At 44.5% G+C, this 20533-nt stretch carries 17 protein-coding genes; 10 read left to right on the forward strand and 7 right to left on the reverse strand.

Translation table 11 applies throughout. From position 1 onward, the window contains the following. Positions 1-63 precede the first annotated feature (63 nt). On the reverse strand, positions 64-708 hold the full coding sequence (locus ACSAZL_RS06920; protein WP_440947972.1) for a hypothetical protein: 645 nt from the start codon (positions 706-708) through the stop codon (positions 64-66). A 490-nt stretch (positions 709-1198) separates the two neighbouring features. Between ACSAZL_RS06920 and alaXM the strand changes: the two genes are divergently transcribed. From alaXM to ACSAZL_RS06935, 3 genes are all read left to right on the forward strand, one after another. Next, complete coding sequence (gene alaXM, locus ACSAZL_RS06925; RefSeq protein ID WP_440947973.1) at positions 1199-1936, forward strand: alanyl-tRNA editing protein AlaXM; 738 nt, start codon at positions 1199-1201, stop codon at positions 1934-1936. A 460-nt stretch (positions 1937-2396) separates the two neighbouring features. Continuing rightward, positions 2397-5459, forward strand: a complete 3063-nt coding sequence (locus ACSAZL_RS06930) for a PAS domain-containing protein (protein ID WP_440947974.1) — start codon at positions 2397-2399, stop codon at positions 5457-5459. Positions 5460-5499: 40 nt separating this feature from the next. After that, positions 5500-5874, forward strand: coding sequence for a response regulator (locus ACSAZL_RS06935; protein ID WP_440947975.1), 375 nt, complete (start codon positions 5500-5502; stop codon positions 5872-5874). Between the two features lie 140 nt (positions 5875-6014). Here the strand turns inward: ACSAZL_RS06935 and ACSAZL_RS06940 are convergent, their stop codons facing one another. Then, positions 6015-6386, reverse strand: a complete 372-nt coding sequence (locus ACSAZL_RS06940; RefSeq protein WP_440947976.1) for a VOC family protein — start codon at positions 6384-6386, stop codon at positions 6015-6017. A 428-nt stretch (positions 6387-6814) separates the two neighbouring features. Here ACSAZL_RS06940 and ACSAZL_RS06945 point away from each other — a divergent pair, with 428 nt between their 5' ends. Both ACSAZL_RS06945 and ACSAZL_RS06950 read left to right on the forward strand, forming a co-directional pair. Further along, entirely contained in the window at positions 6815-7492 is a 678-nt protein-coding gene (locus ACSAZL_RS06945; RefSeq protein WP_440947977.1) for a diacylglycerol/polyprenol kinase family protein, read from the forward strand. Positions 7493-7625: 133 nt separating this feature from the next. Continuing rightward, positions 7626-8183 carry an MBL fold metallo-hydrolase gene (locus tag ACSAZL_RS06950; RefSeq protein ID WP_440947978.1) on the forward strand — a complete coding sequence of 186 codons (558 nt, stop codon included), beginning with the start codon at positions 7626-7628 and terminating at the stop codon, positions 8181-8183. A 146-nt stretch (positions 8184-8329) separates the two neighbouring features. Here the strand turns inward: ACSAZL_RS06950 and ACSAZL_RS06955 are convergent, their stop codons facing one another. Further along, positions 8330-9382, reverse strand: a complete 1053-nt coding sequence (locus ACSAZL_RS06955) for a calcium/sodium antiporter (protein WP_440948794.1) — start codon at positions 9380-9382, stop codon at positions 8330-8332. Positions 9383-9960: 578 nt separating this feature from the next. On the opposite strand from ACSAZL_RS06955, the gene ACSAZL_RS06960 reads away from it, so the two are divergent. After that, positions 9961-10608: a CDGSH iron-sulfur domain-containing protein gene (locus ACSAZL_RS06960; RefSeq protein WP_440947979.1), complete on the forward strand. Its 648-nt coding sequence runs from the start codon at positions 9961-9963 to the stop codon at positions 10606-10608. 126 nt (positions 10609-10734) lie between these two features. On the opposite strand, the gene ACSAZL_RS06965 is transcribed toward ACSAZL_RS06960, so the two are convergent. The 3 genes from ACSAZL_RS06965 to ACSAZL_RS06975 form a co-directional block, all read right to left on the reverse strand. After that, the gene (locus ACSAZL_RS06965; protein WP_440947980.1) at positions 10735-11121 is read right to left on the reverse strand and encodes an SET domain-containing protein; all 387 of its coding nucleotides are present in this window, start codon (positions 11119-11121) and stop codon (positions 10735-10737) included. 126 nt (positions 11122-11247) lie between these two features. Then, the gene (locus tag ACSAZL_RS06970) at positions 11248-13752 is read right to left on the reverse strand and encodes a plasma-membrane proton-efflux P-type ATPase (protein WP_440947981.1); all 2505 of its coding nucleotides are present in this window, start codon (positions 13750-13752) and stop codon (positions 11248-11250) included. A 518-nt stretch (positions 13753-14270) separates the two neighbouring features. Continuing rightward, complete coding sequence (locus ACSAZL_RS06975) at positions 14271-15602, reverse strand: APC family permease (protein WP_440947982.1); 1332 nt, start codon at positions 15600-15602, stop codon at positions 14271-14273. Positions 15603-15967: 365 nt separating this feature from the next. Here ACSAZL_RS06975 and ACSAZL_RS06980 point away from each other — a divergent pair, with 365 nt between their 5' ends. Then, on the forward strand, positions 15968-16201 hold the full coding sequence (locus tag ACSAZL_RS06980) for a hypothetical protein (protein ID WP_440947983.1): 234 nt from the start codon (positions 15968-15970) through the stop codon (positions 16199-16201). A gap of 193 nt (positions 16202-16394) precedes the next feature. On the opposite strand, the gene ACSAZL_RS06985 is transcribed toward ACSAZL_RS06980, so the two are convergent. Continuing rightward, complete coding sequence (locus ACSAZL_RS06985; protein WP_440947984.1) at positions 16395-17048, reverse strand: hypothetical protein; 654 nt, start codon at positions 17046-17048, stop codon at positions 16395-16397. Positions 17049-17499: 451 nt separating this feature from the next. Here ACSAZL_RS06985 and ACSAZL_RS06990 point away from each other — a divergent pair, with 451 nt between their 5' ends. The 3 genes from ACSAZL_RS06990 (at position 17500) to trkA (ending at position 20533) form a co-directional block, all read left to right on the forward strand. Continuing rightward, positions 17500-18312 (forward strand): sulfite exporter TauE/SafE family protein, encoded by an 813-nt coding sequence (locus tag ACSAZL_RS06990; protein WP_440947985.1) that lies wholly within the window; start codon positions 17500-17502, stop codon positions 18310-18312. 554 nt (positions 18313-18866) lie between these two features. After that, positions 18867-19016, forward strand: coding sequence for a hypothetical protein (locus ACSAZL_RS06995; protein WP_440947986.1), 150 nt, complete (start codon positions 18867-18869; stop codon positions 19014-19016). Positions 19017-19186: 170 nt separating this feature from the next. After that, the gene (gene trkA, locus ACSAZL_RS07000; protein WP_440947987.1) at positions 19187-20533 is read left to right on the forward strand and encodes a Trk system potassium transporter TrkA; all 1347 of its coding nucleotides are present in this window, start codon (positions 19187-19189) and stop codon (positions 20531-20533) included.

The following is a 20533-nucleotide window of genomic DNA, read 5'->3' on the forward strand; positions in this document are numbered from 1 at the left end:
GGTGCAGATGAAGGTGAAGGAAGTACAAAAAAATAAGAGGATTAAGAAAACTGTCACAAGCCTTTACTTTCTCCTTGCGTACATAACTGTCCCGAGCACTATTGCAAGCACCCAGTAAGAACTTATAAAAGAAGTACTGTTTGATTCCTGAGTAGTGTTGGATTCTTTTTCCTGCTCATCTGTCGTTCCCGCATTTTCTGTCATTCCGGAACTACTTACATTACCATCATCCGGGCTATCAACTCCGATTTCGCTAAGATTGACACTCACAATTAAACGTTCATCCATAATCTTAGCCACATCACGCAGTACAAGATTATCAGCAACCACAAACTTATCCGGATACCTGTTCCAGATATCCTGCAGATCGGCTTTTAACTTTTCTTTATTTTCCTTCTCAAGATCAGATTCGTCAATCGCAGTCAGGTAAGCAACCTGACTCTCGTTATCAGTCGCGGCAAAGGCAATCGAGCTATAAGGAGATGCCTTCACAACATCCGGTAAAGAAGCCTGCAGCTCCAGATAATCCGCAACTTCTTTCATTCCTTCTTCCCCCAGCTCAGTCTCCAGAGCCTCCATCTTTAACTGGGCAGCATCTTTAGTCCGATTGGTTTGCTGTTCTTCGGTCGAAGCCATTGCTGACGGAAGCAGAAATAGGTACAACGCTATAGTAATAAACAACACCAATGTTCTATCTTTATCATTCATACTCTCTCATTCTCTCTCCAAATCCAACAATACAGATTTAATACACAAATTTATGGAGTTCATGTGAACATGGAAAATATTTTTGAACTCCATAAATTTCTCGTATTCAACTCCTTATAAGTTTTTCCGACCATATCCTCTTACTATCCTTTTTAGTACTCTTTTCGAATCTGAAATCAATCCTGACCTTTGATTGTTAGATGATTTGGCTAGAAAGTATATATATGAGCACATGCCCTCACTCAGATTCAAGCTTATTCATATATAGAAAAATTGCCCGTTCCTGAGATACATGGATAACATTCGGTTAAGAATATGTCAAATATCGACTTATATCTCATTTGATAGTCAACACATTGGTGAATAAGTACCCGTATTAAATGTATTCCGATAATTCTTTTAAGGACCCCTTTTAACGCAAGATTTGGAAACTCTTTTAAAGGAATATCAATTTACCTGATAATATATTTTTGAGAAAAGAGGATTACCAATGACAGAAGTACTTTACTTCCTTGACTGTTACCTGAAAGAGTTCGAAGCGACCGTTGAAAAAGTGACAGACGACAAGTATGTCGTCCTCGACCGCACGGCTTTCTACCCCGAAAGCGGAGGCCAGCCCAGTGATACCGGAAAGCTTGTTCGTGAGGGAGACGGGGCTGAGTTTGAGGTTGTCTATGTCGGCAAGTTCAATGGGGATATAAGCCATGAAATAACTCCGGCAGACGGAAACGCAGCTTCTGTTCTGAAAGCCGGGGACAGGGTAAAGGGAATCATTGACTGGGACCGGCGCTACAGGCATATGCGCATGCATACGGCAACTCATGTGATCGCAAACGTGATCGAAAAAGAGGCGGGAGCCCAGATCACCGGGAACCAGCTTGGGCTTGACCAGAGCCGGGTGGATTTCAGCCTTGAAGCTTTTGACAGGGACAAGTTCGCTGAATACGAGAAAATTGCAAACAAAATAATAACTGAAAACCATCCTGTAAACCTCTACCTTGTCAGCCGCAGGGAAGCTGAAGAAAAACTCTCAAGGCTCACCACACTTGCCAAAGGTTTTTCGAAAGAGATCAGCGAAGTCCGCCTTGTGGAAATCGAAGGCATCACGATTGAAGCCTGTGGGGGGACGCACCTGAAAAACACAGGAGAGATAAAGGGAATAAAGATCGAGAAACTTCAGAACAAAGGGAAGAGCAACAGGAGAATGTACTTTACGCTTCTGGACTGAGAGCTCCATCGGAAATGAATATTATCTTAAGGATATTTCTTTTATATTTACAGCAGAATCTTTTAATCCCGTTCTTTTTTCTTTTTCAGTTATTTTTCTGATTTTCTTTTTTCAGTCCATTCTTTTTTCAGTCCATTCTTTTTTCAGTCCATTCTTTTTCAAGCCCATCCATTTTTCATTCCATCCCTTCAGTTCTATCCCTTTCAGTCAGGATTTCGGAAACATGCTCTGCGGGAGGAGGATGCTCTCCAAGTTTCGCTAATATTTACACAAGTTTATATATCGAATAATCACATATTTTAGTAGGTCATATTTTACATGTCATCTTAATGCCATGTTAATATCATTTGATTATATTTTTGCAATCAGAGCTGTATATCGAATAAAAAAATTAATTATAAATTCAGGCTTTAAACCCGGAATTAAGTTTGCACGAGCCTGCACCCTTTCTTAAGCTGCTGTGTGCGGTTTAAAAAAACGGTTATTTATTGACTGTTATGAGGGTGAAAGTATCGAAGAGATCAGAGGAAAGAAAAGAGCCGACAGGGAAGGAACTGAGGCTCAGGAAAAGTCGCACTTAGAGAAAAAGCTGGTCAGGCTTGAGTGGCAAGCTGATTCTGCGGTTACCGGCCTCATAACGATGGATTTTGACGGCACTCTGAGCTATGTGAATCTTTTTTTTGTCCGAATGTGGGGATACGGCAGTACGAAAGAGCTTCCGAGCAGGCAGGTTTCGGAACTATGGGACTCTCCGGCTGAGTTTCTGCAGGCAGAGAAAGAGTGCAGAGAAAAAGGGGAGTGGATAGGAGAACTTCAAGCCAGAAGAAGGGATGGAACATTTTTCTATGTACATGCTTCGCTTAGTTTGATAAGGAACAGGGAAGGTCTTCCGTTGGGAATTTCCGGTTCTTTTGTCGACATTACCCGGCTCAAACAGGTAGAAGAAGAATTACGGAACAGGACCCTCGAACTCTCGGAAGCAAAAGCACGACTCGACCTGGCCCTCGAAGCCACAGGGATGGGGACCTGGGATTGGGATATCCTAACCAACAGCATGACATGGGACGACAACCTCTTTCGGCTGGTAGGCGTATCAAGGGAAGAATTTCTCCAGACTCATGACAGTCTGCTCGAGCTTTCTAATAGAATTCTATCCCCTGAAGATAATAGACGGATGCTGGAAGTAATAAAGGCAGTTGTGAACGGAAAGACCGACAGTTACGAGTTCGAACACGATGTGCTTCGGCCTGACGGGACTGTACGTCATTTTCTGGTTAAAGGGAGAGCGCACCGGGACCCCGAGGGTAAACTCTTACGGGTTACAGGAACAACGATGGATAGAACGGACCAGAAAATTGCCGAAGATGCCATGAGAAGAAGCGAGTCAAATCTTGCCAGAGCCCAGGCAATGGCTCATCTGGGAAGTTATTTCTTTGATATCCACACAGGGGAAATTTACTGGTCAGAGGAACTTAAAGCTATATGGAACTATGAACCCGGTCCGACGTTTTCATTCGAAACGGTTGTTTCCAGGATTCATCCTGAGGACAGGAAGCGCATTCTGGAGGCGTTAAGAAACGCAGGACCGGGAAAGCATCCGTTCAATTCTGAGTACCGGGTTTTAAAGCCTGACGGCTCTATTCGCTATGTACATGACCAGGGAGAAATCAGCCTTGATGGGAATGGGGTCCCGATCAGGATGTTCGGGACACTTCAGGACATTACGCATAGAAAACTTATGGAAGAACAGCTTCTTAAAGCAAAAGAAGCAGCAGAATCCGCAAATAGGGCGAAAGGAGATTTCCTTGCCAATATGAGCCATGAAATCCGTACTCCCATGAATGCTGTTCTGGGTATGCTTGAAATGCTCCTGGAAACCAGCCTTACGGATGAGCAGCGGGAATACCTCCGGCTTGCCCATGCCTCTGCAGAATCTCTCCTTTCTATAATCGATGATGTGCTTGACTTCTCGAAAATAGAACAAAATAAACTCGAGCTCGAACAGATCAGTTTCGAGCTTGAAAGCCTCATTTCCCATATCATTAACTTACTTTCGGGAAAAGCAGGCTCAAAAGGACTAAAACTGGCTTTCCATATTGAAAAAGACCTCCCGTCAACCTTCGTAGGGGATCCTGTACGTCTCAAACAGGTGCTGTTTAACATTCTCGGAAATGCGATAAAGTTCACCAAAAAGGGAGAAATTACCCTTTCTGTAGGGGTATACATGCCATCGGAAAGGAATTCAGGACTTTCGAACCCTGGTTCCCCGGAAGAGATGACGCTCCTTTTCAAAGTAAGGGATACCGGAATTGGAATCCCTCCTGAAAAACTTTCCCAAATATTCGATCCCTTCATACAGGCGGACGCTTCGGTCACAAGGGAATACGGAGGAACCGGACTCGGGCTTGCAATTTCCTCACAGCTTGTCGAGCTTATGGAAGGCAGGATCTGGGTAGAAAGTGAAGTCGGGAAAGGAAGCACTTTTTACTTCACGGTAAGAGTGAAAAGAGGGGAAAGTTCGGAAAATTATGGGCAGGGAAACAACATTCCGGAAGAAAGCCTGTTAGTATGCATGGAAGCTAAAGAAAGTTATGGGAATGGAATAACTTCCGGAGAAAGCCTGAATGTACTTCTCGCCGAGGACCACCCTATAAATCAAAAACTAATTTTGGGCCTTCTTGAGAAAAAAGGACATAAGCTTACTCTGGTTACCAGCGGAAAAGACGCGCTTGATGCCCTCTCCAGAAGGGATTTTGACGCTGTGCTGATGGACATCCAAATGCCAGGCATGGACGGGCTGGAAGCCACTCGAAGGATAAGGGCTCCTTCTTCAGGGGTTAGACGGCACGACATTCCGATAATAGCTTTTACTGCCAGGGCACTGAAAGAAGATAAGGAAAAATGTCTTGAAGCGGGTATGAACTATTATATATCAAAGCCTTTGAAAAAAGAAAAACTCTTGAATATCCTGGAAGATATCCGGGTCGGAAAAAACGCCCGGGAAAAAACTGCTAAGGAAAAGATTACTCAGGAAAAGATTACCCGGAACAGAACTATTCAGGGACAAACTACCCGGGAAAGGATTACTAAGGATAGAATTATTCGGGGAAAAAACACTCAGAGAAGAGCGTCAACACCCCCGGACAGGGAAAGTATAGCTTTTGATTTTCAGGAGAACCGGGTCTTCAACCTGGAAGAAGTGCTTGAAAGGACAGAAGGCGACGAGGTCCTCTTAAAGGAGATGGTTAAAATTTTTCTTGGGACGGCGCCGGAACTTCTGGACTCCATAAATAGAGCTGTAAGAAAAGGGGAAGCTGAAGCCCTCAGGGAAAGCGCCCACATTTTAAAGAGTGCAGCCGGAAACATAGGGGCAAACAGGGTCTTCCAGGCTGCTTATGACCTTGAACAGGCCGGAAGAGAAGATCGGATGGAGTTAGCTTCCGATAAATTTGAAGAAATTAGAGTCCGGCTTGAAGAGCTTGAGCCGGTTCTTATCAGGTATCTGGAAAGCCAGACCTGTTAAGGCAACGATCAGTTTCCGGTTTTCAACAGGAGGCAGGCTTGTGAAAGTTCTGATTGCCGAAGACGAACCGATTTCCAATTTGTGGCTTAAAAATACGTTGACCAGATGGGGTTACGAAGTTATTTCCACACGTAACGGACGTGAAGCCTGGGAAGTTTTGGAAGGTAGCGAACCCCCAGGAGTTGCAATTCTCGACTGGGAGATGCCGAAAATGAAAGGGACAGAAGTCTGTGAAAAAGTAAGGAAAGACCCCCGGCTAAGCAATATTTATATAATCCTTATAACCGGCAGAGACCTGACCGAGGACATGGAGGCAGGGTTCAAGGCAGGGGCGGATGACTACCTCAAAAAACCTTTTGATAACCGGAAATTAAAAACAACACTGGAAACTGCCGGGAAAATACTTGGACTTTAAGCTGTAGCGGCACTCGGTACATAAAAGAAACAATAAATGCTGTTTTTCGTCTCGATGCTGTTTACTCTCTTCTGATTTTCAAAGTCACTCCTTAATCAGGAAAACAAAAAACTTGAGATACAGGAGTTACTTTACAAGAATTATTTTGCTTCTTTTTCGTCCTGCCAGAGCCCGAAGGTATTGTTCTCGGTGTCCGTGCAAATTGCAAGATACCCCCAGCCCGGAACGGCAGTCTTTGCCATCACCGTTTTACCCCCGAGTTTTTCCACTTTCGAAAGGTATTCTTCAACCGAGGGGACTCCGATATAATTCATGATCCTCTGGTCCGGAGCTCCTCGTTTCCCAAGCCCTCCTCCGGGACCTGCTTTTCCTTCAAGGTCTTCCGTTTCGATGAGGTAGTATTCCATTGCCTCAAAAGGTTTCTCAAACTTCCAGCCGAAAAGTTCGGCGTAAAATTTCTTTGCCCGCTCAGGATCGTCTGCCGGGACATCAAAATGAACGATTGTTGGCATTTTATCTCCCTATATTTTATCTCCCTATATTTTATCTCCCTATATTTTATCTCCCTATATTTTATCTCCCTATATTTTATCTCCCTATATTTTATCTCCCTATATTTTATCTCCCTATATTTTATCTCCCTATAATACTGGCTTTTGAAGGATTTAGTTCTTGAGGTTTCAGGACTACCAGAGGGTTACCAAAGTCGAAAATTCTGTAAAAGAGTTGTTTAAAGGAAATTCCAGAACATTTCAGGAACAGAGCGTGATTGCAAATTTATCCAACACACCTTTATTATATCTGCTAAATAATTCCTGTAATAAGAAAGAACCGGGGAATTGCTGGGTTAATGTTTCGGATCGTGTTTCTCCCTTTATCCTGCAGAGCTTCAACCCGGGAAATTAATCGAAATCAAGGGTGGAGCTGACGAGGTGATTTTATGGCAGCCGGAAATACAGAAAGAGACAGGTGCGAATATCAGGACGAAAATTCATCTCTCAAAGGCGAGATTGAACGCCAGCTAATTCACCTTCTAACAGGAGTCTTTTTTATTCTTCTTATCTACGCAGCCGGAGAAAGGGCATTATGGATCCTGCTTTTGCTGCTTGTTTTTTATCTGGTAACGTCTTTTGTGATTTCAAAGAATGTTCTTCCGCCTTCGCTTTCGCCCTTTCTATGCAGGTGGGGAAGACCTGAAAAGCAGAACATCCCTCTCAAAGGGAATATCCTGCTCCTTTGCGGAATAATTCCGTCTCTCGTACTCTTCCCTGAAGAAATCGTATACGCTTCGATTGCAATAGTGGGATTCGGAGATTCGGTATCAACCGTTACAGGCGTTACTATAGGCAGGCATAAGTTGCCCTACTCGGAAGAAAAAACCGTTGAAGGAACTCTTGCAGGAATTATCGCTGCCTTCCTTGCCTCGTTATTTTTTGTAACTCCTGCTCAGGCCCTTATCGGATCAACCGGAGGAATGCTGCTGGAAAGCGTTGTGGATTTACAGACAGTAAAAGAACTCAATTCTCGTGCAGCTTTCAGGTTTTTCCTCAATGACAATTTTTTAATTCCAATATTTTCAGGTTTACTTATGTTTATTACCGGACTGTTCCAAAATTAAAAGTTAGATCCTCCTACGCCGGAGCTTTAAATCCTGAAAGCAACATAATTAATTGCCCCCATTTGTAGCTTCATTGAAGCGAAATCAAAAAGAAATTGTAAAATTGATTATCAGGCTGATTAAAGGGGTTTAAATGGATATTTCTGTAAACATTATACCTGTACCTCTGAAAATGACTTCTGCTTTCATTATCAGAGACGAAGGGACCATCATGGTCGATTCCGGATATCCGGGGAGTGAAGATACCATACTTGAAAAACTACATGAGATCGGGAGTTCGCCTGAAGATATCCGGCTCATAGTCCTCACACATGGGCATGCTGATCATGCAGGGAGCGCTGCTGCCCTCAGGGAGAAAACAGGTGCAAAGGTTGCTGTGCACCGCATGGATGCCGATAAAGTCCGTGAAGGGAACCAGGGGAAACTGCATCCTACCGGATTTGCGGGAAGAGTTCTCGGGCTCTTTTTCGGTATGAAGAAAGCCTCCAGCTACCCGGCTTTTGAACCTGATATTCTTATTGACGAAGCCCTGGAACTCGAGGAGTACGGCATCCGGGGGCGAGCTCCACACACCTGGCCATTCTCCGGGCTGCGTATCTGTCCTTCTGAAGAGCGGGGATGCAATTGCAGGAGACCTTATCTTTCCATCAATCCCTTCCGAAAAACCGTCCCTTCCTTTCTGGGTGGATGATCCGGCTGAGGCCCGACAGAGCATCAAAAAACTGATGGATATCGCACCCGGAAAGATTTACATCGCTCACGGAAAACCATTCGGTTCCGCGGAAATAAAAAAGAGTTTTTCGAGCCTTTTTTGAAGGCTCCAACCAGTAAAAAAACTCAGATGTAGAATAAAACTACAAGGAAAGCCGCATAAAACATCATCAACGCCACTCCTTCCCACCTTTTGATTTCCCAGCCTGTGCTTATAAAGATGAGAAGGACCAGGCTTATGGCTATCATGACAGGGGTTGTAAAGAACAGGCTTATTTCTGCAACGGATATGGGGTAGAAAAGCCCCGAAAGCCCGAGAATCAAAAATATGTTTGTGATATTCGACCCTATCACGTTCCCAAGGGCTATACTCCCGTAACCCTGCCTTGCTGCAGATACCGTTACCACCAGTTCCGGGAGGGAAGTCCCGACTGCGACCAGAGTCGTACCTATGATTGTGTCCGGAACCCCGAAGAGTTCGGCAAAGAAGATCGACTCTTCCACAAAATACTTTGCCCCGATTACAATTGCTGCACAGCTTAACACAAGGGTAAAGATATCTTTTGCAAAGCCCCCCCCCAGCCGTTCATTTCCATTTCCTGACTCGGTGCTTCTATCCGACTCTGAGTTTTTGTTGCGGTTTCCATTGAGTTTTTGCACTGCACTGTTTATATATTTGAATTTGAAAAAATAGGTTATGAACTCCTTGAAATGGAGTTTTCCTTCATATTTTTCGGCTTCCTCAAACAGGAAAAATACATAAGCAATATACAGCAGCACAAAGAGCCCTGCTTCGATTATTGACAATTCTCCGTTGAATGCAAAAACAAAGAAGAGTACAGCTGAAAAGAGCATGATATATCCGTCTCTTTTGAGCATATCTACCTCGGTTTTCATGGGGGAAAGAAATGCAGCAATCCCCACAATCAGGCCTACGTTGGCAATGTTGGAGCCTACAACGTTCCCTATTACAATGCCACTTGCCTGCTGGATAGAAGCGGCTATGGAAGAAGCAAGTTCCGGAATAGAGGTCCCGACTGCAACAAGGGTCAGCCCTATAACGAATTCCGAAACGCCAAGTTTTTTTGCGATCGTTGACGCTGACTTTACAAAGTAATCTGAACCCTTAACCAGAAAGATAAGGCCAAGTAAAAGAATGAGAAAATTCGCCGTGATCAGAAAATCACATCCGATCTGTTTTTCATATGTTTGATCATTATCGGTTCGAACTGTAATCGGAATAACTCTTATTAAAGGCTTTCAGTTAAAATGAGAGATTAAAGGCAACTGTTCCAAGGCAACTGTTCCAAGGCAACTGTTCCGGTAGCCTTTTGAAATCGGGGAAATTAGTTCTATACCGAAAGAAAAAGAATATTTAAAGATAAATAAAAGAGAAACGTCTTCCTCCCTTAAAGAATACTTTCCTTGAATCCGGAAACCGTATTTTAATTTTACATTCATCGCGCGCCTTCGCCAGCTTGTCTGGCGGCCCTTCCAAAAAAAAGCAGAAAAGGAAAGAAAATTGAGACTAAAGAAGAAACTTGAAAGTAAGTATTTTAGAGAGTTTTAATCCTATTTGCATCCTGACAGAAATGCTTGTACAAGAATGCTTAAACTTTTGTGGTTCTAAAAAGAAGCAACCTGAAAATATCAAATCTCATTCTTTTTTCCCTAAAGCGGGGGCGTATGCGTTACCAGAAGCAATGGGCAGATACTTAAGCCGAAAAAGCTAATTTCATAACAGGGGGATGGGACAAATGGTTTCACAAACCGAAGAGAAGAGACCTTCAATAAAAGTCATGAAAAACGGTCCGTATCTTGTAAAAAATCTGAAGAACTTCAGGAACTCAAAAGGCGAATTCATTGAAACAAAACCGATAATGGCTCTTTGCAGATGCGGAAAGTCAGAAAACAAACCCTTTTGCGACGGAGCCCATGAAAAAATCGGTTTTTCGGGAGAAAAGGAGGAAAACCGGGTTCCTGATGAAGTAAAAGATTACAAAGGCAAGAAGATCACCGTTCATGACAACAGGGGAGTCTGCGCCCATGCCGAATTTTGCATTAAAGGTTCATCTTCCGTTTTTAAGAAGGGTAAAAAACCCTGGATCGACCCGGATGCTGCAGACCCTGAGGAAATTGAGAAAATAATCAAAAGCTGCCCATCCGGAGCTCTGAGCTATTCCAGGGATGGGGTGCTGTACAGGGACTACCCCCGTCCTCCTGAAATTATTGTTTGCAAGGACAGTTTCTATAAAGTTGTTGGGAATATCGAACTGGAAGACCCTGACGGCTCGGTCCCTCAATCAAAAGAGCATTACACACTCTGCCGCTGCGGAGCTTCAAAGAACAAGCCGTTTTGTGACGGGACGCACTGGAAGATCAAATTCAAAGACGAAAAGAACTGAGCATGCCGATGGCAGATTAAAGCATATTGAGGCATATTGATTAGAAAGTAGATTTATTCCAGAAAGTAAAAAATAAAATAATATAGGAAGAGTAAAAGTTGTTTCACCGAATCTAAAACCCGGAAATCAGTTCCGGCTCGAAACATCAAACCAGACCGGAGTTTTGTCTTCAGGGTCGCAGTTATAGTTTATGGTGATTTCCTCATCTTTCCGGATGTCTTTTATACAAACGTATTTTAAAAGACCGTTAGTGAAATCTTTTTGATATTGTGCGTTAGGGGTGTATGAGTGGTTGTAAAGAGACCCGTAACCCAGGGCAATCGCTGCTGCTCTTGAATCTGTTCCCCATGCGAAATAATAATTATAAAGCCGGGTAAGCTCAAGAGTATTCACTTCTTCGGGAGGAAGAACAATAACGGGACAGGTTTCTATTACTTCACCTTTTTTAAAATTTTCCTGTGCAAATACGCCTCTACCTTTTCCGGGTGCGTCTTTAACACTTATCAATGACATCTGATCAGGCTCCTGTATTTATTATAATTTGCCTGGAAACTATTGCATTATTTTGATGAGGCAATGAATTTAAAAGTTTCCCTCTGAAAGATTCTTCGGAAAGTTCCGAAGAAACTCCGGCCCATTTCATGCATGAAACTTTATCCCGGTATGGTTCAGCAACCTGTAGGCCTGGACTTTGATAAAATCTGTTATAACAAATGCAGTCAACGCATATCCCCAGACAAAAAGGGCGAGTTTCCAGCCCATTGCAGGAAGCAGGAACCCATACACGGTTATGAGTGTGGCAATTAGCTGTGTAACTATTACCGCTGCGAATAAGATTTTGGCTGGTTTTACCGACCAGAAGTAGCTTTTCGTCCTCGCCACAAATATTGTTAAATGCCCTGCTACGGAAAGCTTCAGGTATATAAAAGACTGGAGGACTTCATGGGAAAGCTGGAAAATATGCAGGCCTATGTAAAGGATCCCGAATGAACTGATGACCCCTATAACTCCGAGAAGGGTTGCCATACTCAGCAAAATTCGCATGTCCCATTTTTCCGGCAGATCGGAGTATTTGACATTATCATAAGCAATGGTCATTATTGGGGCATCATTTAGAAGCGCCAGCAAAACTATCATCAGAGAAGTAACGGGATAGAACTTGAACGCAAGAATTGAAAAGGTTATGAAAAGCAGGACTCGAATTGTTTCGGTAATTCGGTACAGGGCATAATTGTTCATCCGCTGGAATATCTTCCTGCTCTCTTTTAGTGCGTTGACGATGACGGAAAGCCCGGGCTTTGTCAGCACGATGTCAGCAGCGGACTTGGCTGCGTCCGTAGCCCCGGCAACAGCAATACCTGCATCGGCTTTCTTCAGGGCTGGCGCATCATTGACCCCGTCTCCGGTCATGCCTATGATGTGGCCCCTGTGCTGTAGCAATTCCACGATATGGTACTTATGTTCCGGGAACACCTGGGCAAAACCATCCGCATTTTCGACTATTTCCTCTGCATTTCGGTCGGGCAGATCCAGGAAGGACGTGGGAAGCATGATGTCCTGCTTTAGGTTTACCTGCCTGGAAATCTCCTTTGCAATAGCGAGATGGTCGCCTGTAATCATTTTTACGTCCACGCCCATGTCCTGTGCAGTCCTGATGGTCTCTGCAGAATCGTCCCGGGGAGGGTCGTAGAGAGCAAGGAGCCCTGCAAAATGCCAGTTTCCCTGAGCATCGGTCCGGCCAACCCCCAGAGCCCGGTACCCCCTGGAAGCAAACTCGTCAACGTATTTCTCAACCTGAGACCCTACCGTATTCTCACCGTCATCCGTGGTAACCTTACTATCCGTGGTAACTTTACCTATCATGGCAACTTCGCTGTCCATGAGAGCCGAAACTGCTTGAGGAGCCCCTTTTGTTACCAGGAACCTGTTGCCAGCCGAGTCCTCTACTTCGGCTTCCGTCCGTTTTGAAACCGGGTCAAACGGCTTGAACGAAAGTACCCTGTAGCTTCCGGCAAGTTCGGAAAAATCCTTAAGGGTTTTTGTTCTGGCGAGAACTGCGTCATCAATCGGATCCCGGTCCTCTTCCCTCGAAGCCAGACTGGCAAAGAGAAGCACATCGTTTTCGGAAAAATCCTGAAAATGGTTTATTTCGGTCAGAACAAGCTCGTTTTTGGTAATGGTCCCGGTCTTATCCGAACACAGGATATCCATTCCTGCCATTTCCTCGACAGCCGCAAGCTTACTTACGATAGCTCCATCCCCGGCCAGGGTGATTGCGCCAACTGCCATGCTCACAGATAGAACTGCAGGCAGGGCTGCCGGGATTGCTGCTACGAGCAGGACAAGCGCAAACTGGAAAAATTCAAGCAGGCTTTCATGGCGGAAGAGCACTACAAGGAAAGTAAAGGCAACAAGGACAAGGGCAAAAACAATAAGGTAGTCCCCGATTTTGATGACAGCTTTCTGGAAATGGCTCTGGGTTTTAGCCGCTTCTACCAGCCTCGCAGTTTTCCCAAAGAAGGTGTTCATGCCGGTTGCAACTACCAGCGCATCCATTTCCCCTTGCCGGATAACCGAACCCGAGTATGTGACATCGGATACGTGCTTTTCCACAGGGAGAGATTCCCCGGTTAATGCGGATTCATCGACAAGCAGGTAATCTCCTGTAATGAGTTTGGCATCCGCAGGGCAAATATCTCCTAGTCGGAGTCGGATTACATCTCCGGGTACCATTTCGCTTGCGGATACTTCAAGCCATTTGCCATCGCGGAGTACCCTAGCTTTCAAAGCCAGTTTCTGCTTCAATAATTCAATAGCATTATCGGCTTTGTGTTCCTGCCAGAAGCCCACAGTTACATTCAGCATCAGTAGCGCAAGAATAATTGTAAAGTCATCCCACCGGTGCAGGATTCCCGACAGGACGACTGCAATTTCTATCATCCAGGGAATAGGTCCCCAAAAATAGCTCAAAAACTTGACAAGTGCACTCGTCTTCTTTTCCGTGATTTCATTGGGCCCGTATTTTTGAAGCCTCTCTTTTGCCTCCGAACCGGTAAGCCCTCTTTCACTTGAAGATAGTTTCTCCAGGAGTTCGGCTACAGATGCTTCTTTTGCTTCATTCGTACTCGTGATATTTTGATTCATCACAATGATCCCCACAAAACACTTCGCCCCTCTACTCCCTAGAATTACATCTTCTTAATTAACATAAGGTCATTTAGATATCTATAACCTGCGATCCATAGCCAGCTATCTATACCAGCCATCTATGCCAGCCATCTTTAGCCAGCTATCTGGCCAGTTGCCCCAAAATTCAAAAAAGAAGAAAAGTAACCGAGAGCGTTGAGCCGGAAAGCCGGATTTTCCCGGGATAGATTTGATCACCCAAAAATAAAGTTTTTAGTGCTGAATGTGGCTGGGAAAATCCATGTGGTCTTCACATAAAGGACGGTCCTTTTCGGATTGAAGAATTTTTATCTGTCTTCCTAATTCGGATTTACAGTACTCTATACTTTGTTTTACTAAAAATTAACCTTACAGTATGGATATTACCTGAATTTACAGATTCAGGTTTTAATGTTGAGTTTAAAAGTGGGTTTAAAGGTTGAGTTTAAAAGTGGGTTTAAAGGTTGAGTTTAAAAGTGGGTTTAAAGGTTTGAATTTTAAAGATTTGAATAAGCCTTATAAGAGGTTTTTTCCTCCTGACCTTTCTGCCTCGCAGTCTTCCTGACAAACCCGTAATACCCGATTCCTGTAAGGGCAACTGAGTAGAGAATCCTCCAGGTAAACCCTGAGACCAGGAAGGAGAGAGACACGAGTGAAAGCCCCGAATATATCCAGCGTCTCCAGCCTGTTTCGGTCTTCCAGTAAGAAATCAGGACAAAGCCGTAGAGAAAGAGAAAGTTCTGGTTGACGAGCATGAGCAGAGAAGAAACCTGAACTTTAAACACATAAGTCCCCAGGAGCACCAGCAGGAAAGCCGTATACATGCTCAGGATGCTTGCCATGGGCTGTCCCCTTTTTGAGAGCTTTCCCAGGTAGGCCGGGAGCACTTTTTCTTTTCCGGATGCGTAGATAAGGCGGCTTGAAGCAAAGTTCCAGCAGGTTACATTGGCAACTATGACTACTGCCATCAGCCAGATTAGCAGGTTTCCCGGAGGGGTGAACTTAACGAGTTCCACAAGCCCTGACGCCCCGGAGAGGGGGACGCCGGCTGCATCAGCCCCTATACTTGTGACTGCCAGCATCAGGTAAATGAAGATTGTCAGCCCGAAACTGAGCCAGAAAACCCTTTTGACGTTTTTTTCCGGGTTTTGGAGTTCTCCAAGACCAAAGGACATATTTTCCCAGCCCAGAAAAGCCCAGAAGAGGAGGGCAGAGATTTTCCATACATTGTAAGGGTCAGGAACTCCGGAGCTGGAGCCTGCAAAGCCTGATACCCCTTCAAGGAGAGCCTGTACCGAAAACCCGAGCCCTGAGGAAAAGAAATTGAAGTTATAGAAAGTAAGGGCAGCAATCAGGAACAGCAGTATGGCTACGGCTGCATAGTTGAAAAAAGAGACAAGCTTGACCCCGGCAACCGTAATAAGGGTCATGACCGTGATGAGGAGAAAAGCCAGCAGATGAACCCCGAAATCAGGCAGGTTAAAGAGGTGCTGCAGGTATTCTCCACCAATGAGGGCAACTGCAGGCTCTCCCAGAATGAAGGACCCGCAGACGAGGGCGGTTACTGCGTACCCTCCCCATTCTCCCACAGCCTCGCGGGCATAATGGAAAAGGCCTCCTGAGCAGGGGAATTTCTTTCCGAGCCCTGCACAGATCTGAATAAGAGGCATTGCAGCCAGAATAATCAGGAGCCAGCCGAAAACAACTTCCTGCGCTGTCCCCGAATCCGCAACCAGTCCGGGCAGGCCAAGCAGTCCTGAGCCTATAACCATAAGAATTGCAAGGACCACCCCTCGCCCCAGAGTAACTGTTTTTTCAAGTTCGGTCATGTTTTGTATCCTTCTTATCCCGGATAATTCACAGAAGTGAAGGGAAAGAAACTGAGGATACACTTTGAAACCCTATAATATTTGCGTTTTTATGCTGCAAGTCTTCTTTTTGAATCCTGAAAAAGGCGAAAATGCCCGGTTCTCAAGATTGACGGCTGGGAACTAAGTAAACAACGCTCTCGAGAGATTTATTTCAGGATTAGCCAGCAGGAACTACATTTCAGAAAATAAGGATGGAAAAACATACAAGAGCAAAAAATTAATAAAGATATATAACAATAACAGTATAAATTAAATTCGTGACTTATGGTGAAGACAATTAAAAAATACACTGTAAGAAGTTCTAAATAACGGAGACCCCCTGTATGAAGCGAAAATTCCAATCAGGAAATGACTATCTCGTTTTGTATGACTGCGGTACTGCCATCCTACGCTATGGAGATTCTTCTTCTGTCAAATGTGATTATTACGAAAGTGGAGACCTCATAACAATCAGATTAGGAGGGGACACAATGCAAATGAGGGTAGAAGAAGGAGGGATTAGTTCGTTTACCGGTGATAGGTGGGAGGAAGTTTATCCTTTTGAGATTGTGGTGTAAGGATTGTGGCGTAAGGATTGTGGCGTAAGTATTCTCAGGCTTTTAGTGAAGGAAGAAATAGAAGAAAAAGAGATTTAAAAGAGCAACAAAATCAATAAAAAAACAAAAAGTTATTTTTTCTAACAGCTTAAAAAAGAAGTATGAGGCAGGGATTGTTAACCTGCGAAGCGACTTCTTTTTTAAACATTAGATTTTAGTTTTTTGTTTCATCTTTTTCTATGCAGATCAGTTCTTCGGCATACGTGAGTTCTTTTTTCATCCAGTCGCAGAAATCCCTCCACTCGTCAAGCTTGTGGTGGCGGCGCTGGAAGTAGATGTTCCGGAGTTCGGCGTAGTTGGTGATGACTGTCCTTTTCTGCATGTAAGCGCTTGGAAGGTCCTGGACGAGTTCCCTGAAAACCGTTTTTCGGTATGCATTATCCTCTTCGCTGTCCCCTTCCCGGGATTTGTAGGCTTTGATAAGGTCGTTGAGGTGCCGGATCTGGGCATGCCTGTATTCTGTCATCCTATCAAAGGAAAAGTCATGGGGAGCCAGGTCCTTGCTGGTCAGTTTGTGCATTGTTGAGGTTGAGTTCTTTTCCGTAAATTTGTAGGTATCAAACTCCTTCCACCAGTAGAGGGGAGCTGAGAGGTCAAAGCAGACCGTGACGAACCTCAGAAACTTGCCGTGTTCGTTTCCTGCAAGGGTCAGGCGCTGGGCTAGGTTAAGGTCTTTTTCCCCGAGCGTGCAGTTCCCTGCCTGATCAGGCTCACTGCTGTCCATCAGGTGCCAGGAATTCATGGGGTTTCGCATTCCAAGAATCGCATAATATAGGTTGTATGTGCCGTGTAACTCGATTTTGATCATAAAAGCGCCTCAATAACCCGGTTGTGGTAATAGGTTATAACCCGGTCCGGTAAATGGTTTGTAAACCTGCTTCTGGCTAATAACTTATAACTCATTTTAAATATTTGTTACGCAGGGAAAGGGTTAGAGGTAAGCAAAAGGTAAGCAAGGGGTGAGCAGGGATCGCTTGCAAATGTGCAGGTATGCAGACAGCAAGACAGGCTACTTCAGGGGTAAATTATTTAAGAAAAACAGTTACCCTTTTAAGCCATGATTTATCCTTTCAAGTACAACCTTACTGCAAATTCCGGATTTTTTCATATTAACATCACTGGCAGCCCTGCATATTTTCAGTACGATACTGTTAACTTAAATAAACTCGCAGTTTTATGTAGTAAACAGCCGGAAAAGCCGGAAATATACGTTTAAATCAGGAAATATCAGGAAATAAAAATAAAATACTGAAATGGAAATGACTCCTACAGACCCTCTTTATTTTGGCGTCCTCATTTTTACAGGTGCCTTTGCAGGCATTATCTCAGGACTTCTGGGCATAGGAGGAGGCTTTATTATGTCTCCTGTCCAGTACTGGCTTTTGCAGGAAACCGGAATGGATCCAGACCTGGCTATAAGGTCGGCTCTCGGGACAAGCCTCTTTGTGATCCTGATAAACGCCATAATTGTTGCCCACAAATATCACAAAAAACAGGCAGTGCTCTGGAAACCGGCTCTGATTATGGGAGTTTCCGGTTTAATTGCCAGCTTCGGGGGAGCAGCAGTAGCTTCCTATCTGCCTGCCGCTACCCTGAGTACAATTTTCGGGGTCGTGATCATACTTGGAGCCCTGAAAACTTATACCACTCCGGCTGTAAAGGAAAAAGAGAAAATTCGCACCAATCCGGTATTTTATATCTTTGGCGGCCTTCTCATAGGTTTTTTTTCAGGCCTCCTCGGGATCGGGGGGGGAGTAATCGGGATTCCGGTCATGCTAATTTTTTTGCATTTCCACATGAGGAAAGCCGTTGGGACCTCGGCGGCAATCATGCTCTTTACCTCTTTCGGAGGTTCAGTAGGATATATTATCAACGGCTGGGGAGAGGCCGGGCTTCCTCCTTATTCTCTTGGCTATATCAATCTCTTTAACTGGATTTTACTTGTAATTCCCGGGCTTCTTGCAGCAAGAAAAGGAGCAGAAGTTGGCCATCTGGTAAACCCTGAATATTTAAAGCACCTATTTGTACTTCTGATGGTCTACGTGGGGCTGGAAATGATAGGAGCAATTTGAAAACAGAATGCTGAGAGGGATTTGGAACCTGCTGAATATAGGCGGTCCTTATTAACCTTTTGATCTCTTCCGGTATTCGGGCTTGAAGTTTTCAGTTTTCTCTCCCTGCACCGCACCGGACCTGGGTCAGTCTGTCAGCCAGAAAATGACAACTTGAAAGCCAGTGCGACAATTAAAAGAAATAAAATAATGAAGAAATTTCATCAGAACTGAAAGAATATTTTCCTCAACTCCGGAAACTATTTTTCAACTTACAGGTAAATATCAGCACTACCGCCAGCTTTTCTGATGGCCCTGCAAAAAAAGAAAGAAATACGGATTTGACAGAGAAATAAAGACTGAAATATCCGTCACTTTGACATGTTTGGTTCCTGTCCTTACTCACAGGTGTCTCAGGCAGCCGTAACTTAATAGTTTTTATTTTCGTTCTTTTTTGTCTTTTTTGGGAAGATCGCTCCCCTGAGTCTCTTTACTTTACCGTTGTTTTTTGAGTTGATCCTCTTGAGCGAAGCTTCCGATTTTAACCTGCAAATTAGTCTGCTTGAGCGAAGTGAGTGAAAAGGATCGCGTACTGTTGCGATTACATCGCAACTACAAGAAAAATCTATGATTTTTCTGTCCCGAGGCGCAATTCGGGCTGCAGAGCCGCAACTGTGCTGGCGCAACTGTGCTGGTGCAACTCTGCCAGGATAGCAACAATGTAAAGGTGGACAACCGTTTTTCAGGCTTCTGTTTCTCAGGATTTTAGATGACTATTTATACGTTACAATATACTATTTCTTAGAAATCCCCCCATTTACGGTTTCTTTTTTCCAAAGAATACTTAAGCAAGCAGGGTAATATTTGAGAACATTCTTTTCTTCGAGGGAATCTTATGAAAGCAGTGGTTATCGGCGCAGGTGAAGTGGGATATCATATCGCAAAATTTCTTTCCCTCACACATGATGTGATTGTTATCGAAAACAATGAGGACGCCCTGAGGCGGGCGGATGAACTGGATGTTCAGGTTGTGGAAGGGAACGGGGCAAATGCTGATATTCTTGCCAGCATCCTTCCGGATGTGGATATTCTCGTTGCGGTCACCGGTGTTGATGAAGTTAATATCGTTGCCTGCATGACCGCAAAGCTGATCATACGATCCCATCCCGGCTGGAAGGAAACGAAGACTATTGCCAGAGTTAGCAACCCTGACTATATCGATGTGCCTGTCACTTCCAGAGCTCAGGTGGGTGTGGACATCATGATCTGTCCCGAACTTGCGCTTGCCTCGGAGGTCGCCGAGGTGCTTTCAAACCCTTCTGCAATAGATGCGGAAATGTTTGCAGGGGGCAAAGTTCAGATGATGGAATTTGCCATCCGCCCTGACAACAGGTATGTAGGAAAACATATGCAGGACCTCAGACTTGACGACTGCTGCATTGTCAGTGCTATTTTCAGGGAAAAAGAAATAATCATTCCCCGCGGAGACGATTTGATCAAAGCAAACGACCGCATGGTAGTCGTGGGCAAGCCCAGAGCCATGGAAAACCTGGAGAGCGTTTTCGGGAGTGAGGGGCCCCACAGAAACAGAATTCTTCTTATCGGCTGCGGAATTGTGGGCTTTTACCTTGCCAAAATTATCGATAAGGATGAAAACGCGGACCTCAAGGTCATTGAGTACCGTAAAAGTCGCTGCATAGAAGTTGCCGAGATGCTGGAAAATGCCCTTATCCTCAACGGGGACGGCACTGACGTCAGCCTTCTGAAGGAAGAGAATATTGAGGACATGGATGTTGTTGTTGCGGTTACGGACAGCGACGAAAAAAACCTGCTCTGTTCCCTGCTTGCAAAGCAAATGGGTGCCAAAAAAGTGATTGCAAGAGCTGACCGTTCGGACTACGTGCCTCTTTTCGAGATGGTCGGAATCGACATTGCAGTAAGCCCGAGAGCAGCGACCGTAAATGAAGTCCTCAAGCTCACAATGGGAAAAGGCATAGAAACCCTTGCAACACTTGAAGGCGAAAAAGCCGAAATTATTGAGTACACCGCATCCCGGCAGTCAAAAATCGTGGGAAAATCACTCAGTAAGGTCAAGTTTCCCAAAGGGGCAATTATCACCATGGTAGTTCATAAGGATGAAGTTGTTATCCCCAGAGGCGATTTCATAATATGGGAAGGGGACAGAGTAATCGTTTTCGCCCTTTCTTCCGCGGTTCCTCATGTTGAGAAGTTGTTTAAGTAA

Source organism: Methanosarcina mangrovi (assembly GCF_052057765.1).
GTDB lineage: Archaea > Halobacteriota > Methanosarcinia > Methanosarcinales > Methanosarcinaceae > Methanosarcina.

Bases quoted from the DNA above. Each gene is read 5' to 3' on its own strand.
- ACSAZL_RS06920 (WP_440947972.1), bottom strand. From the start codon at position 708: ATGAATGATAAAGATAGAACATTGGTGTTGTTTATTACTATAGCGTTG.
- alaXM (WP_440947973.1), top strand. From the start codon at position 1,199: ATGACAGAAGTACTTTACTTCCTTGACTGTTACCTGAAAGAGTTCGAA.
- ACSAZL_RS06940 (WP_440947976.1), bottom strand. From the start codon at position 6,386: ATGCCAACAATCGTTCATTTTGATGTCCCGGCAGACGATCCTGAGCGG.
- ACSAZL_RS06945 (WP_440947977.1), top strand. From the start codon at position 6,815: ATGGCAGCCGGAAATACAGAAAGAGACAGGTGCGAATATCAGGACGAA.
- ACSAZL_RS06950 (WP_440947978.1), top strand. From the start codon at position 7,626: ATGGATATTTCTGTAAACATTATACCTGTACCTCTGAAAATGACTTCT.
- ACSAZL_RS06960 (WP_440947979.1), top strand. From the start codon at position 9,961: ATGGTTTCACAAACCGAAGAGAAGAGACCTTCAATAAAAGTCATGAAA.
- ACSAZL_RS06965 (WP_440947980.1), bottom strand. From the start codon at position 11,121: ATGTCATTGATAAGTGTTAAAGACGCACCCGGAAAAGGTAGAGGCGTA.
- ACSAZL_RS06970 (WP_440947981.1), bottom strand. From the start codon at position 13,752: ATGAATCAAAATATCACGAGTACGAATGAAGCAAAAGAAGCATCTGTA.
- ACSAZL_RS06975 (WP_440947982.1), bottom strand. From the start codon at position 15,602: ATGACCGAACTTGAAAAAACAGTTACTCTGGGGCGAGGGGTGGTCCTT.
- ACSAZL_RS06980 (WP_440947983.1), top strand. From the start codon at position 15,968: ATGAAGCGAAAATTCCAATCAGGAAATGACTATCTCGTTTTGTATGAC.
- ACSAZL_RS06985 (WP_440947984.1), bottom strand. From the start codon at position 17,048: ATGATCAAAATCGAGTTACACGGCACATACAACCTATATTATGCGATT.
- ACSAZL_RS06990 (WP_440947985.1), top strand. From the start codon at position 17,500: ATGACTCCTACAGACCCTCTTTATTTTGGCGTCCTCATTTTTACAGGT.
- trkA (WP_440947987.1), top strand. From the start codon at position 19,187: ATGAAAGCAGTGGTTATCGGCGCAGGTGAAGTGGGATATCATATCGCA.